The following is a 15,414-nucleotide window of genomic DNA, read 5'->3' on the forward strand; positions in this document are numbered from 1 at the left end:
CTCAGCAATCGTTGGTTACATCTTTGATTTCTCGCGGAGTAACTTGTGATGCTGATAATCTTGTTGACTATCAGTCTGACTGCACAAGCACCCACACGAATTGCTTGATTCAGTTGTTAAAGAGCGGTTGGTTAAGAGCTTCGTCTCAACGGAGGCACAGATTCTACGGCAGCCTCAATTAGCACCCTTAAAAGCTCATGATTTCATCAATAAAATCAATCACTTAAGCCAAGACCAACATCAAGTTGCTCGTCAGCGGGAGGCGAATAATACAGCATTATAATACGTGGTCAACCCCCACCTAGAAATTTTTTTTCCTTATCAAAGAACCAAGGTTGCCACTATGAAAACTACCAACGTTAGTACAAAGCATCTGGGCAGCAAAGAACCCTGGCCACATCATCCCTGAATGCGCTTATGTCAAGGATGGTGACTGACCACTTTTGGCTGCTCTCTGCCAGACTCGACAGGCAGGACTCGGCCACGTTCCGGGCTTACGACAGCATGCTGAGCGCCCACCGCTACCGGCCTCGCCCTGGGCGATGCTGTAGACCAGCCCGTGAATGCCGGTGCCATTTTGCGCGAGCTGTAGAAAAGCCAGTTTGTGCAGCAGGCTTTCGAGGTCGAGGAAGGAGCTTTCGCTGACCAGCTCCAGCTCAAATTCGAACGGCGTGCTCAGGGCTTCGCGGCCCTTGAAGGCCAGGACCTGAAAGTCCGCGCCTTCGAGGGTCAACGTGAAATGGGGCTGGTTGGCCAGTGAGAACATCCCTTGTTCCTCGTGCAGTGCAACGACATCCATCGATGCCCGAGCGGGCTATCAACGAACGCAAGAATTCTTGAGTGACGCAAACAACATCGACGAGCAGAGCTGGCCGATGTTTTGAAACGGTCGGCCAGACTTAGCCAGCGACCGGGGAACGCCAGTCATCGGAACCCGATGTACCGGATACTTCGTGGGTCCAGGTAATTTTGCGGTAGGTGAACTCGACGTCTTCCAGGTGAGTGAAGTGCGAGTTCGCCGGGTCTTGGCAGTTGTGCATGTAGTCTTTGATGTCGACGATGATCGCGTCTTCAAGCTTGGTGGTGAAGTAGTGTTCCTGGGTGCCGGCAGCCGAGGTGCGGTACCACTGGATGGTGATTTCGGTCAGGCGCTCGCCGGAAGTCAGGGCCGCCAGCAGCAGTGGCGAGGACTTGTCGAACACCTTGGTGATTTTCACTGGCTTGTGAACGCGCTGGCCGGTTGGTTGGCCGGACTGCGGGTCACGCGGGATGATCACTTCGTGGCTGAATCCCTGAACCATGACCTGGTCTTCGTGACCTTCCTGGTAGGTGTTGCCAACCGAATCAGCGGTGAAAGCACCGGCAGTGATCAGGCCTTGCTTGGTGCCGGTGATGGACATATACGCTGGGGTAGCCATGGATGCTCTCCTTGCTAAAAAATAGGGACCAGCAGGCAAAATCGCCTTTCAGGTGCCGACGGAGATATCAAAAGTCGCGCCAGAAATCATATGACCATTATTTATCAAGGATTTGGGCTGACTTTCCCGTGCTTTTTTCGATAGGAAACAGCGTCAAAGTGCGCAAAAAGTTGCGCACACCCACGATTCTCTTCACTCAAGATTTAATCTGTTCTCAAGAGACTGAAATCATCACAGACGTCGCTCAATAGCTACCAAGGATGGCTGTGCAGGCTAAAGCCGGGACGAGTGGATACGTGTTGCGGGCTTGATGCTGGCCAGCCTCCTGTAACGGCCTGCGGTGAAGGTCCAATCCTCACTGGCCGCTCCGATGGTCGCCTTTCGGCGAAGCCGGTATACGGAAGTCTTCCTAGGGCTAAACTGCACCTGTAATGTTATGGAGGTCTGCAATGGTGCCCCGAAATCAGCAACACTCGAAGATCAAAGGGATATCCCTCCCCTCCAGCCCTGAAATCTCTGCGCCCAAAAATTCCCGACTAAATTCGCGTAGAACAAAGCTCAACCTTTCGTCTCTCCTAGCCGAAACGCCTGAGCACATCATCGACCACGGCTGGGAAACAATGCCGCCTGTTGGCCGTGAATTTCGATGAGCCACTAATTTACGTAGCATCCCATCACTGGCACATGCAAGTCATATATGCTAGCCGCCTCATCGGACTCGGTAAGAAGCTTCCCGAATTCGCTGGCCCATCAGTGTTCAACCACCCGAGATCCAATCTCTACCTAGTAATCTTCGGCTGTCGGCCCGGGCCGTCTTCTTGCGAAGGAATAGGAAAAACGCATGCCCCTCCCCCCCCACAAACCGCAACCCTTGGCTGCATTCCGGCAGAGCCGGCTGTGGCAAGTATCGGGTAGAAGCACAGCACTCTGGTACTGCCCCCCTCTTACCTCTTACCACCAGTCGCAATTCGAAATCAGTACATCAGTGGAGATTTCGTCGCTTCATCAGTCAGTTCACTTGCGTTCAACTACCTGAGCCTTACGTGACAGTAGTTTCTCTGCCTTTTCCCGAGTCGCTCACCACCAACATGCTGAACATGTTCGCAGCATCGGGTCGTTTGATCAGTGCGCCTGCACGCCCTGACCGGAGGTCCTACCTCCATCCATCTTGGAACATGGAGTGTCATGCCGCCGTTTTCATGTTGCCGTCATGACGCCTCCTTCGTGACACACATAGCCAGTTTTTCTCTAGGAAATTCTCATGTATCTCTTGGCTTTTTGCTTGATACACTTTTCCGGCGGCTAGCCCCAGCACGATTTCAGTAGCAGCATTACCCATGCCGTTTTCTATAAGGTCTTGTTTTAATCTTGCGAATACGGCTTTTCTATAATTTTCGCAGGTGAAAATCTTATACCGGCCTTCAGGTTTTTCATGCGATCCAGTTAGTTCTTAAATTTTTACCCCAGATGAATCGAGAAATGATTTTACTTCTATAGCGAGGATTTTATTTTGATTTGGCTTATATGCAAGGAGATCGATTTCCGGCCGTGGAATAGTGTGTTTGCCAACGTTCCGTTTTTCTTCTTTTGTTAGATTAACTTTAAAGGACTGTCTGACCCAGTAGCTTTCGCTTTCCAGTAGGGTCTTGATAATACTTTCAAAGTAATCCACGTTTTATCCTTGATACATAACGCTGGAGTTAAGCGGCGCGGTTTACCGCGTCCGCTTGAACGACTTGTTATACGTGTTCCCCGACTCAGATTAAATCTGTACGCGCTTGTTTTTGATAAGTATTCTAAAATATGGACACTTGCCATTGATCGACAAGTCCTTTCCATCATTTCCTTTTCTGAATTTAATTAGTTCAAACTGATCTGGGTTAAATTTGTGCAGAAATGTTATTGGTACACCCATAACCCCCTTATAGTCTAAAGGGATGTCTCCTGTCTTGTTAACATTAATTCCATCATAATTATCATATTTTGGATATTCATGTTCGCTTCCAAAATATTTCTTTGTAAGCAATATGTCTTCGTGTCGTTTAAATGTATCAAGGTTCGTTAGCCATAAGCAGTTGTTCGGGGAAACTATTCTATTGCCAAATTCATCAATCCGAGCCTCTGTCCCATAAAGCTCATAATGTTGAGGGACGATAAAACCAGAAACACCTCTGCCAAGGTTTATTCCAAGCCATGCCCTGTTTTCCTTAATTAGCTTGAAAATCTCTTTGTAGGTAATTGCATTAACATTTCCAATTATTAAAAACTTTTTATCGTATTTGACTAATTGTTCAACATGCTCCCTGAACAATGAGAAAGGCGGATTGGTAACAACAACATCCGATTGTTTTAGTAACTCTATGCTCTCTGGGCTGCGAAAATCCCCATCCCCTTCAAATGGCAGAGTTTCAGGTGAATTTAGTTTGTTATTCTTTTCATCTGTATTGGTGTATTCAAAGAAAAAACCACTTTCTTGATTTTTTTCACCAAATAGATCTCCAGTCTGTTCTCTGTAGCAAGATGTTAATATTTTTTTAATTCCTAGCTCTTCGAAGTTGCTAGCAAAATATTTAAAGAAATTGCTTATTCTAGGGTCGTCACAATTACAAAACACAACTTTGTCTTTGAAGTGTGTTTTGTAAAACTGCAATTCGCTTTGAATATCGCAAAGCTGAGTATAAAATTCATCGCTTTTTGATTTTTTTGCTTTTTGCAGTAATTTATTCGTTGCTTTTCTTGCCATTGGCGACCTATCTTAATTTATTCCATTGCTGGCATTTGGCTACTTATTGGATGTAAGCTGGGTAAATAAATCACTCCCCAGCGCCTTAAGGGATGTTCTAGAAACCTCCAGCATTATTTCATACATTTTTTTGGTGTCCCACCTTTCGCCATGCCCCTGCGAGTATATAGAAGCTGCCTGAAGCATAATAGTTTTGTTTTTATGCTTTATGAATTTATTTATACATAAATTTGTATCTATTGGCATTCCATAATTTGCGGCAGTCAATCTATCTAGTCTGTTTAATATTCCTGAATTGTATTCGAGATCTACAACCCTTCCATCAGGCCTCTTAATTGAGGTGGTTTTTGTTAGAAAGTTTGAACCTTCAAGAAATAAAACATAAGGAAAATGAGACTCAGACAGCATAAAATTAGCAATCTCAGATATGTTTTTATGGGACCTTTCTATTGCATTTCCAGCAGCCATCAAGTCCTGATCGTTCTTTGTGCCAACTAGTATGCCGTTTTTTATATTTTCTATGTCTTTCCCCTGATGCTTGGCCTCCGCTACCAACACAACTCTCCAGTCGTCGTTATCGTCTCTAACTTCTATTATTCCGCCATCAGGTTTGATACTGGAGTTTGAAACAAAAAGAGTCCGCCCTAATTCAGGGTCTACTTTTTTTAGTGCTTCATTTATTTCTTCTTTCTTTATACTCGCTCTGTATCGGAAAGTTAATTTAGGATATTCTTCTTCAATCCAGCTGATAACTATTTTTGAAATTTCACCAACCGTAAGGTCGTGTGATTTTGCATTATCTCCAAAAATGCCAACTACACCTTGAGACTGCTTATGCTGATTTGTTAATCTATTTGATTGATGTTTCTTAGACATATTTTGTATTTCCAATTATCAAAATTCTATTGCCTCTGAGGGTATTACACGCACAACTATTACTAGACGACATTTATGTCGGATAACATCCTGCAGGATATTGGATAACGTTCTATGTTCATGTGTAACTCCTTGATTGGCCTGAGAGTCGAGCGAGATAACGCGACACTGCCGAGAAGGAAAGCGACATGACTTTCGGGCACATTACGGAATCATGGGCATGGTGTCCACCGTCGGCTTTTGGCCGATTCTGTTGAAAAAGTAGCTCCCCTGTCTGGCCTGCGGCAAAATCTCTGCATTGGCCAGCAGGGAAGCACGCAGCATGATGGGACAGTTATCGAGTGGGCAGGAGCGGCTGTTTTACTCGTTCAACCTTGAAGATCACATTCCAGCCAATCACCTTCTGCGCAGCATTGATCGGTGTCTCGATCTGAGCGACCTGCGCCATTACCTCGCCGATTTCTATAGCCCGATTGGGCGTCCGTCGATTGATCCCGAACTGATGATTCGCATGCTGATCGTGGGCTATTGCTATGGCATCCGCTCCGAACGGCGGTTGTGCGAAGAGGCCCATTTGAACCTGGCGTATCGCTGGTTCTGCCGGTTGAGCCTTGAAGATGAAGTACCCAATCACTCGACGTTTTCCAAAAATCGACACGGCCGTTTTCGGGACAGTGATCTGTTTCGCTGGTTGTTCAATGAAGTGCTGCATCGCTGCATGGACGCAGGTCTGGTCAAGGGCGAAGGCTTTGCCGTGGACGCCAGCATTATCAAAGCGGATGCGAGTCGGCAGCGCGGCGTACCGGGAGATGAACCGGTCAACTGGAGCGATCCGTCCCTGAGTACCCGCGCCGTGCGTGAGTACCTTGAAGCCCTCGATGAAGAGGCTCTGGCCGAAACTCTACCGAAGCGCCTGTCGCTGACTGATCCTCAGGCCCGCTGGACCGCTGCTCCAGGAGGCCCAGCGTTCTTCGCCTATTCCACGAACTATCTGATCGATACCGAACACCGCGTCATCGTGGATGTGGAACCCACACCGGCTCATCGAACGGCCGAGGTTGAGAGCACCAAGACCATGATCGAGCGTGTCGAAGCGCAGTTCGACATCAAGCCGGAGCGCCTCATTGGCGATACCGCTTACGGTACAGCGCCGATGCTGGCCTGGATGGTGGAGGAAAAAGACATCGAGCCGCATGTGCCGGTGTGGGACAAAACCGAGCGCAAGAACGACAGTTTCTCGAGTACCGATTTCCACTGGAATGAAGAGGCTGATGAATACCGCTGCCCAGCCGGCAACGTATTACGCAGCGAATGGCGAGCCTTCAAGAACGAGCGTTCGCACGTCACCAAAGCCAACACCATCATCTTCCGATCCAGACAGACCGACTGCGCGACATGTCCGATGAAAGCCAAGTGCTGCCCGAACACTTCGATTCGTAAGATCGTCCGCAGCGTCCATGAAGCCGCTCGTGATGTGGCTCGACGCATCGCGGCGACGCCGGAGTACGTGCGCTCTCGCCACGAACGTAAGAAGGTCGAAATGTTGTTTGCCCACCTCAAGCGCATCCTGAAACTGGATCGCTTGCGACTACGTGGCATGAGTGGCGCGTCCGATGAGTTCACGCTGGCGGCCGCGGAACAGAACCTGCGACGTCTGGCCAAACTTGCATCTCAAGGGCCACCTTCTACGGGATAGGTGCGCCTGCACGAAGCAAAAAACCTCAAACTAACCCATTAACAGAGCAGCAAAGGTCAACGAAGGGCCGAGAAACCACTCAGTGTGGTGATTAGGTTCTCCGGTGGTGGTCGTGCCTGAGCTCAGGCGAGCTGAAAATCCAACTTTTTCAACAGAATCGGCCGCTTACTGCCCTTCACTACTGGCTACTCTGGGTGAGTCCAGTCGATCGGAACGCCACAAATTTGCCACACTCGCCCCGCTAACCGGGGCGAAAACCCGCTAACCCCAGCAGCCACAACCCTTTGAATTCCCAGCTAATCCGAGCTAACGTATTGATTCTAAACGTCGACTTTTAGGACTCCGAAGGCAGGGGTCGTGGGTTCGAATCCCGCCTGGGCACCATATACAAAACGAAAAAGCCTCAGGTCTCATGGCCTGGGGCTTTTTTGTTTCGTTTCTGGTGGTTTATACGACCGCTAGAACACACTGAACGGGACGTTGGCCACGAAGCGAAACTCGTCATAGCTGCCGTCGATCTGCCCTCCGCTGGCGCGGTGGTTGTAGACGATACCGCGCAGCACGGTGCTTTTCAGGGCTCCGGATTGCACGACATAGGCAAGCGTCAAACCGTTTTCGTAGTGCTTGGCGCCCTCCAGTCCGCGCACGTTGTAACCGGTGTTTCGGCCATCGCGATCGCCGCGGTAATGCGTGCCGTCGATACCCCAGCCCTTGGCGTGCCAAAGACTGGCGGTCAGACCCGGTACGTCGTACGGGGCAAGATCCAGGTCGTAGCGCAGTTGCCAGGATTTTTCGTTGGGACCGTTATAGTCCGAGTACAGCGAGTTGGCCATGTAGTTGCCGGTGGACTCCCAAACGTAATCGAAATATTCATTGCCGAACACTTGCTGCCAAGCCAGCGTCAGGCCATGGGCACCATGGGAAGCGGTAACCGCCAGACTGCCGGCATCATTATCGATAAACCCCAGGCGCTGCTCGCCCTGATCGCGGGTTCGGTAATAGTTGAGGCTGGTCTTGAGGGCCAGGTTCGCCCGATCGCCCACTACCTGGGTGACCCCCAGATAATATTGTTGCCACATGTCTTCGAAACGCGAGCCGTAGACGCTCAAGCCCACCCCGTGAGGTGCCTTGGCAGTCCCCCCCAGATAGCTGATGCGCGAGCCCGTGTAGGCACGATTGCCGAAGGTGGTGGTCAACAGTTCACTGCCCGTTCCGGTGCGCGGAATGGCACGCTCGAAACTGCCCGCTTGCAGTGCCAGCCAATCGAGCTCGTTGCTGTTCAGGGCCATGCCCTGGAATGACGAAGGCAAGGCACGGTTGTCCTTGTACCGCAGGATCGGATTTTCCGTGAGCATCCGGCCCGCCTTGAACTCCGTGCTGGAAACCCGCAATCGCACGTCACCCACGCCCAATCGGCTCCAGGTCGGTATGGCGTCGCCATCGCTGTCCACCAGCACTCGATCACCACCATTGGCCACCGCCCCGTGCCCACGTTCAAGATCAACCGCACTGAACAGCGCGGCATCCAACCCGACCCCCATCCATCCCTGTGTATAACCGGAGCTGTAGTTGAGCATGGCGGCCTGCACCCAAGTGATGCGCTCACGGGTCGGTTGCGCCACGCCCTGTTTTTTAATCGTCAGGTACGTACTGCGCCGGGTGTGCTGATTGGAATAGTAGTGGCGCGCATTCAACTGCAGATGGCTGCCATCGAGCCAACCCGTCGCCTGATCCTGGGGGGTTACGGGATCGGCAGCCGAACAGTGCTCAACGACGATCAGCATCACGACCGATGCTCGAAAAAAATAAACGTGCATAAAACAGTGCCTATAAAAAGGTGACTCACCACTCGAACGCCCGGCGCTTGAGCAGCACACAACCGGTATCGGTATCAATGGGCAGGCGCGGACGGCCAGTGTTCGATGGGACCGCGCCAGTTTTCGTAGGCTTTGGCGCACTGCAGCAACCATTGATCGGCGAAACGCGGGGCGATCATCTGCAGGCCGATGGGCATGCCCTCGGTGGTAAAACCGCAGTTGATCGAGAGCGCCGGCTGCTCGCCCATGTTCCACGGCAACGTGAAAACAATGTGCTCGAATGGCTGGCGCGGGTCATTGCTCGGTGAAGGCCAGTCGGCCGGGAAGCTGCTGACTTGATTGGTCGGTGACAACACCAGGTCGACATCGCGAAACAGACGGGCGCACCGACGGCGGATTTCGAAGGTCTGGTTGAATCCCTCCACCGCCTGCACCGCGCTCATCTGCGCAGCAGGTGCCGCCCAGTCGTAAAGGTAAGGCAGCACATCGCCCACCTGAGCCTTGCTCAATGCCAGTAGCTGCGACCACTGACGGGCGCGCCAGAAATCATCGAGCCCATCCAGAATCTCACGATTGATCACCGGTGCGATCAACCGCACCTGTGCGCCCCGAGCCTCGAACAGCCGGGCAGCATCGCGCACGGCCTCGCATACCTCGGCAGATGGCTGAAAACCGCAGCCGGGGTCGAGCATCAAACCAATTCTCAGTCCCTGCATTGACGGTGATTCGAGACTCCAGCATCTGCGCTGCGCCGGCAGGCTCGTGGCATCCCGGGCGTCCGGTTGCGCCAGGTAGCGCATCATTAGCGCGCAGTCATCGACGGTACGGGTCATCGGCCCGGCACAACGACCGGTGTAATAAGGGTCGATAGGGATGAGTCCGAGCGTCGGCTTGAACCCCACCAACCCGCACCACGCCGCCGGCAGCCGGACAGAACCGCCAATGTCGGTGCCCACATGCAACGGACCGTAACCCGCCGCCGCCGCGGCTGCCGCGCCGGCACTTGAACCACCAGGGTTGCAGTCGGTGTTCCACGGGTTGCGAGTGATCCCATGAAAACTCGACAGTCCTGAAGACAGCATGCCGAAATCCGGGACCGTGGTCTTGCCCAGGATAATCGCCCCCGCTTCACGCAATCGTGCCGCCGGTGGCGCGTCCTGGGTGGCCGGTACCAATGTTGTGGCGGCACAACCTTGAGGGATGCAATCGCCTCGTGTGGCGATCAGTTCCTTGAGCGTTACCGGTATGCCATCGAGCATCCCTTGGGGCATCCCTTTGCTCCAGCGCTCGCTGGATGCTCGTGCCTGATCGCGAACCCGTTGCGGGTCGAATGCGTAAAGCGCACCGATGCTCGGCTCCCAGCGCTCGATATGAGCCAGCATGTGATCGTAATACTCCAGGGGCGAAAGCTCGCGACTGGCAAACAATGCCAACAGCTGCGTCACTGGCAAATCATGTAAATCCGTCATCGAAAACCGTCCGTGGTGAGTCCACTTCGCGTACTGGCGAGGTTCTTAGTGCTCAGTGATCAGCGCCTGGCGTGTGCCGCTTGACTCGCGCCCACCAAAAAAGGCAGCACAGCCGACGCCCACCAGCCCCATGATCAGGCTGTACCCGACACACACCCAGGGACTCCACGGCATCAACCCGATCAACAGCAATGGCGTGGTGCTCGCCCAAAGGGCATAGGCAATGTTGTACGTGAAGGAAATGCCGGAAACGCGGATCTGCGCCGGAAACAGACTGACCATCACCGACGGCACTGCACCCACCACCCCGCAACTCAAACCGGCCAAGGCATAGGCCAGCCCGATCCAGGCTCCACCACTGATCAGGCAGGCATACAACAGCGCGATGCCCGCTGGCAGCAGAGCGCTATACAGCATGACCGCTCGCCAGGCACCAATACGGTCGACGACCAGTCCGGCCAACACACAACCAATGTTCAGGAAGACAATGCCCAGACTGCTCAAGGCAAACGTATGGCTGGGGCTCATGCCAAAGCTTTTCTGCATGACCGTCGGCGTGATGACCACCAACACCACCACCGCCGAGGTCAGCACACACGTCAGGATCATCGCCGGAAGCAAACGGTGCCGATGCTCACGCAAGACCGTGCGCAACGGCAGTTCTGTGTCAGCTTCGCGTCGTGCCTGCAAGGCCAGGAATACCGGTGTCTCGCTCAGCAAGCGGCGTAGCCAGACGCCGATCACACCAAACACACCACCGAGCAGGAAAGGCAGACGCCAGGCGTAATCAAGCATTTCCGCCGGGGTGAACACTTGCGCCAGCAGCGTCGCCGTCAGCGCACCCAACAGGTAACCGAACGTCAGTCCGGCCTGCAGAAACCCTAATGCATAACCACGATGACCGGCGGGCGCATGCTCGGCAACGAACACCCAGGCGCTCGGTACTTCCCCCCCTACCGCCGCCCCTTGCAGCACCCGCAACACCAACAGCAGCAACGGCGCGAAGTACCCGATCTGTTCGTAGGTGGGCATGACGCCGATCACCAGACACGGCAATGCCATCATCAAGATGCTCAGGCTGAAGACCCGCTTGCGACCACCCTGGTCGGCAAAGTGAGCCATGAGAATGCCGCCCAGTGGCCTCGCCAGGTAACCGGTGACGAAGATGCCGAAGCTTTGCAGCAACCGCAGCCACTCCGGCATTTCGGGAGGAAAGAACAGCTGGCTGAGGGTCAGCGCAAAAAACACGAAGATGATGAAATCGTAGATTTCCAGCGCCCCACCCAAGGCAGCGAGGCCAAGGGTCTTGTAATCGGAGGTGGAAAACCGATGCGCTCGCGGATTAGTAGGGACCGTCATTGGCAGACTCGGATCAGGTAATTAAAAGAACGCTGCGCGTGAACTAACGAAACGGTACAAACCTGTCAGTTAGTATGACGCCAACTCAATTTCGGCAGCGCGCAATGGTCTACGCAATTAACCGACGGAACAATATGACAATGGCTCTGTGTTGCTTTTTAGCCAAAATCTGTACATTGAGTTTTCTTTCGTTTAAACAATAATCAGGGGCTTTTCAACTCCCTGGACATTTGGCCAAAAATGGAAGAAATAGCACGTAACTTCGCCTATTTTGCTCACCCGGATACAGAGGCCATTGCTATTATTCGCGGCCGAGTCCTACAAGCATTGCAGCACTATCTGCTTGAGCGTAACTTCAAGCAGCTGATGCCAATTCTGATGTCGCCGATTACCGACCCACTCAACCACGCGGTATATCCGGCCGAAATACACTATGAAGAGCGGCGCCTGAAACTTACCGCCAGCATGATCTTTCACAAGCAGTTGGCATTGACAGCCAAAGGCCACGAAAAGATCTTTATCGTGGCGCCGAACATCCGTCTGGAAAAAGCCGAAATCAAGGACTCGGAGAACCACCTGCTGGAGTTTTCGCAGTTCGACTTCGAGATCCGCGACGGCGACATGCATCAGGTCATGGTCCTCATCGAAGGCCTGATCAAGCACGTGTTCAGCGAAGTGAACCAGCACTGCGCCGCCGAGTTGGCGCAACTGAACCGGCAACTGCCGCACTTCGCCACGGCGTTCCCGATCTACAGCTCCGACGAACTTCGCGCCGAACACGGTGATGACTTCGAGAAGATCATGTCGGCCCGTGCCCATACACCGTTCTTCGTCACCAACTACCGCCGTGAGTTTTACGACCGCGAAACGCCGGGCAAGCGCGGTACCTACAACAACTACGACCTGATCTATCCGGACGGCTACGGTGAAGCCCTGTCAGGGGCCGAGCGCGAGTTCGAATACGAGCAGATCGTCTATCGCATGAATGAGCTGTCGATGGACTTGCTGCCGTTCGCCAACTACCTGGAAGTGGCCCGTCGTGGCTTGCTGCACCCGAGCGCCGGGGGAGGCCTGGGGATTGAGCGCCTGCTCAAGTTCATTTGCGGCAAACGGCGCATCCGCGACGTTTCCCTATTCGACCGCACGGTCGCTACCAGCTTCCTGTTCTGAATTCCTGATCTGTCTTGCAACGTCTGCACCGCTGCCCGCGGCGGCAGGCGTCGCCATGGAGAAACACAATGCCTGCACTGCGTATTCACTGGTGTTCACCGCTCGACAGCGGTCAGCAAAAGGCGTCTGAAAAATACGACACCGGCGCGCTCGACTTCGCCGGTATCGTCGACTTCGCCCAAGAGGCGGACGAACTGGGCATCGACTCGCTGTTGATGGGGATCAGCTACCACATGCCTGATCCACTGCCGATGATTGGCGCTCTGGTGCGCGAGACCAAACGGGTCAAGTTCATTCTGGCCTACCGTCCCGGCCTAGTCCCCCCCACCCTGTTTACCCAGATCGTCAACACCGTGTCGTGGATGTCCGACAAACGTATCTCGCTGAACCTGGTCGCCGGTATTTCCCCGGACGAACAAGCCTTTTACGGCGACTTTGTCGCACACGACGGGCGCTACGAGCGCACCAGCGAATTCCTCGACATCCTCCATCGCTTCTGGCGTGGAGAGTCACCGCTGAGCTACCACGGCGAGCATTACCGTATTGAAAAAGCCCAACTCGGGCTGCCTTTCAAGGACGCCGAACGTCCACGCATCTACCTCAGCGGTGCCTCGCAGATCGCTCAGGAGATCGCGATGAAACACAGCGATTGCTGGCTGCGTTACGGCGACACGCCACAAGGTATCGCCGAGGCCAGCCGTACTGTGCTCGAGTCCGGGTGCTCAGTGGGTATCCGCATGCACGTACTGGCTCGCGAAACGCGCGCCGAGGCACTGGCTGCAGTCGAAGAGATGATGGAGAACCCCGACGAACAACATCGTGAGTGGGTACGGCAATTCGTCGGTCGCTGTGACTCCGAAGCCGTGAAGACCTCCTTCCGCCTGGCTGACAAGGCCGAACACGACTGGCTGTCGCCGATGCTCTGGTCCGGTGCCGTGGCGTATCGCGGCGGCCCGGCATTGTGTGTGGTGGGCAGTTATCAGGAAGTCGCCGAATACCTGTTCGAATACAAAAAAGTCGGTGTCAGCGAATTCATTTTCTCCGGCTGGCCAACCCGCGATGAAATGCGCCGCTTCTGCACCTACGTACTGCCTTATCTGCGCGAGCTCGAAACCGTCTGGGATCGCGAACATGCGTGATACGGCCATCGACACGCAACAGCGTTCGATCCGTCGATTCGGCGCAGGCTTGCTGTGCGCCTTGCTGGCGGAACAGACCGTACTGTTTGCCGTCCCCCTGATGATCTTCCAGCTCACCGGTAATGTGCGTTACTCCGGCGTCGCGTTTGCCCTTGAGTGGCTTCCGGCGCTCATCGCCTACCCGTTCGCCGGGCTGCTGGCCGACCGCTTTGGCGGGCGCCTGCTGTTTCGCAGCGCCAACACGGCCCGAGCCCTAAGCTTGGCCGTGACGATGTGGATCTGCTGGTACCAGCCTCAATGGATGATCTGGGCACTGATCGGCAACGGCATCCTGTTGTCGGTATTGATGGCACCGGTGCGCATGGCGGTTGAAAAAAGCGTGCCGCTGATTGCCGCTCCCGAACGATTGGCACACTGCCAGTCGCTGGTACAGAACATGGAGTTGCTGGCCATGGCCATGGGTCCGGCGCTGGCTGCCGTGCTGGCGATGTACGCCGACAAACGCTGGCTGTTGGGCCTCGCGGCTGCCGCTCTGTTTGGTGCATCGCTGTTCTGGAAGACATTGCCGACGGCGCCCTCTGCTGCTCGTCCGACCCGCATTCTGAAGGACCTGGCACAGGGCTGGAGCCTACTGCTCAACAACCCGCCCGTGGTGTCGCTTGCCCTTCTCAACTTCACCATCAACCTGGCTTTCGCCGTTGTGCTGAGCGCTAACGCGTTTGTCATCAGCGGTGTATTCAATGCGGCCGACGGGGTGTTTGGCCTGATGAACGCCGGTGCCGGTGCGCTTGGCCTGCTCAACTTCATTCTGGTACCGCGACTGTTGGCGCGCATGTCGATCTATCGTCTCGGTGCACTGGGCTTCGCACTGCTGTGCCTGGGCCTGCTCTGCATGGGCATGGTCAGTGGAGTGCTGCTTTACGCCTTGAGCTTTCTGCTGGCGATGGCCGGTTGCACGCTGTTCAACGTCTTCAACCGCACCCAGCGCATCAAGGCGATTGCCGCCGAACACCTGGGCAAAGTGATGGGACCGTTTTACCTGGTCAACCTGCTCTCCTACCCGCTGGGTGGTTTGCTGACCGCCAGTATAGGTCACACCTACGGCATACAGCCGCTGATCCTGACCCTGGCCGTGTTGCTGACGGTACCCGGCACCCTGCTTTTTGTCCTCACCACGCAGCGCTTCCGCCTTGCTCTGGATCGTCAGCCGTTCGCCATGGAGGCGTCTTAATGAAGAGCTTGCCGCATTGCCTGATTGCCACCGTCGAATCCGATTCGCACATGTGGAACCTGGTGTACCTGCAGCTGTGGCTGGCCGAACACGGCATGAGCGTCAAGAACCTGGGCAGTTGCACCCCCGTTGCAGTGGTGCTCAACGCACTGGAGCAGCACCGCACACAGCTGCTGGTGGTGAGCAGCGTCAATGGCCATGGTTATTCCCAGGGCCTGGAGCTGATCCGCCAGGTACGCCGACTGCACCCTCACTTGCCCTGTGTGATCGGCGGCAAGCTGACCACCTGCGAGGATGAAACCCTCGCCACGCGCCAACCCTTGATCGATGCCGGTTACACCCAAGTGTTCGTCGGCCCTGATGCCATCGATGCCTTCAGTCGCTACCTGGGCACGTTCGACACTCGACCCGAGACTGACACCGCACTCATCAACAACGCGACGTCCTGGGGCTGACCCGACCACGCACGTCTTCGCTCATTCAAAGGATTGCCACG

At 54.4% G+C, this 15,414-nt stretch carries 12 protein-coding genes and 1 pseudogene; 5 read left to right on the forward strand and 8 right to left on the reverse strand.

Annotated features, from left to right (window positions below):
• Positions 1-523: 523 nt before the first annotated feature.
• The 5 genes and pseudogenes from CKW29_RS24095 to CKW29_RS24115 all read right to left on the reverse strand — a co-directional run.
• Positions 524-766 (reverse strand): annotated as a pseudogene (locus CKW29_RS24095) (type VI secretion system tip protein VgrG); the annotation flags it as partial.
• A gap of 133 nt (positions 767-899) precedes the next feature.
• Positions 900-1,418, reverse strand: a complete 519-nt coding sequence (locus tag CKW29_RS24100; RefSeq protein WP_058414387.1) for an Hcp family type VI secretion system effector — start codon at positions 1,416-1,418, stop codon at positions 900-902.
• A 1,450-nt stretch (positions 1,419-2,868) separates the two neighbouring features.
• Positions 2,869-3,090, reverse strand: a complete 222-nt coding sequence (locus CKW29_RS25830) for a hypothetical protein (RefSeq protein WP_176465369.1) — start codon at positions 3,088-3,090, stop codon at positions 2,869-2,871.
• Between the two features lie 90 nt (positions 3,091-3,180).
• Complete coding sequence (locus CKW29_RS24110) at positions 3,181-4,161, reverse strand: adenine-specific methyltransferase EcoRI family protein (protein ID WP_095147309.1); 981 nt, start codon at positions 4,159-4,161, stop codon at positions 3,181-3,183.
• Positions 4,162-4,200: 39 nt separating this feature from the next.
• Positions 4,201-5,037: an EcoRI family type II restriction endonuclease gene (locus tag CKW29_RS24115; RefSeq protein WP_095149253.1), complete on the reverse strand. Its 837-nt coding sequence runs from the start codon at positions 5,035-5,037 to the stop codon at positions 4,201-4,203.
• Positions 5,038-5,359: 322 nt separating this feature from the next.
• Between CKW29_RS24115 and CKW29_RS24120 the strand changes: the two genes are divergently transcribed.
• Entirely contained in the window at positions 5,360-6,733 is a 1,374-nt protein-coding gene (locus tag CKW29_RS24120; RefSeq protein WP_095149254.1) for a transposase, read from the forward strand.
• A 458-nt stretch (positions 6,734-7,191) separates the two neighbouring features.
• Here the strand turns inward: CKW29_RS24120 and CKW29_RS24125 are convergent, their stop codons facing one another.
• The 3 genes from CKW29_RS24125 to CKW29_RS24135 form a co-directional block, all read right to left on the reverse strand.
• Positions 7,192-8,517 (reverse strand): OprD family outer membrane porin, encoded by a 1,326-nt coding sequence (locus tag CKW29_RS24125; RefSeq protein WP_256584940.1) that lies wholly within the window; start codon positions 8,515-8,517, stop codon positions 7,192-7,194.
• 107 nt (positions 8,518-8,624) lie between these two features.
• Positions 8,625-10,019: an amidase gene (locus tag CKW29_RS24130; RefSeq protein ID WP_095149256.1), complete on the reverse strand. Its 1,395-nt coding sequence runs from the start codon at positions 10,017-10,019 to the stop codon at positions 8,625-8,627.
• Between the two features lie 45 nt (positions 10,020-10,064).
• Positions 10,065-11,378 (reverse strand): MFS transporter, encoded by a 1,314-nt coding sequence (locus tag CKW29_RS24135; protein WP_095147313.1) that lies wholly within the window; start codon positions 11,376-11,378, stop codon positions 10,065-10,067.
• 240 nt (positions 11,379-11,618) lie between these two features.
• Between CKW29_RS24135 and CKW29_RS24140 the strand changes: the two genes are divergently transcribed.
• From CKW29_RS24140 to CKW29_RS24155, 4 genes are all read left to right on the forward strand, one after another.
• Entirely contained in the window at positions 11,619-12,548 is a 930-nt protein-coding gene (locus CKW29_RS24140) for an asparagine synthetase A (protein ID WP_095147314.1), read from the forward strand.
• 68 nt (positions 12,549-12,616) lie between these two features.
• The gene (locus CKW29_RS24145) at positions 12,617-13,687 is read left to right on the forward strand and encodes an LLM class flavin-dependent oxidoreductase (protein WP_095149257.1); all 1,071 of its coding nucleotides are present in this window, start codon (positions 12,617-12,619) and stop codon (positions 13,685-13,687) included.
• Entirely contained in the window at positions 13,680-14,918 is a 1,239-nt protein-coding gene (locus CKW29_RS24150) for an MFS transporter (protein ID WP_095147316.1), read from the forward strand. Before CKW29_RS24145 ends, CKW29_RS24150 begins: the two co-directional genes overlap by 8 nt.
• Positions 14,918-15,373 carry a cobalamin B12-binding domain-containing protein gene (locus tag CKW29_RS24155; RefSeq protein WP_095147317.1) on the forward strand — a complete coding sequence of 152 codons (456 nt, stop codon included), beginning with the start codon at positions 14,918-14,920 and terminating at the stop codon, positions 15,371-15,373. Before CKW29_RS24150 ends, CKW29_RS24155 begins: the two co-directional genes overlap by 1 nt.
• The last annotated feature ends 41 nt before the right edge of the window (positions 15,374-15,414 follow it).

Source organism: Pseudomonas sp. Irchel s3a18 (assembly GCF_900187535.1).
GTDB lineage: Bacteria > Pseudomonadota > Gammaproteobacteria > Pseudomonadales > Pseudomonadaceae > Aquipseudomonas.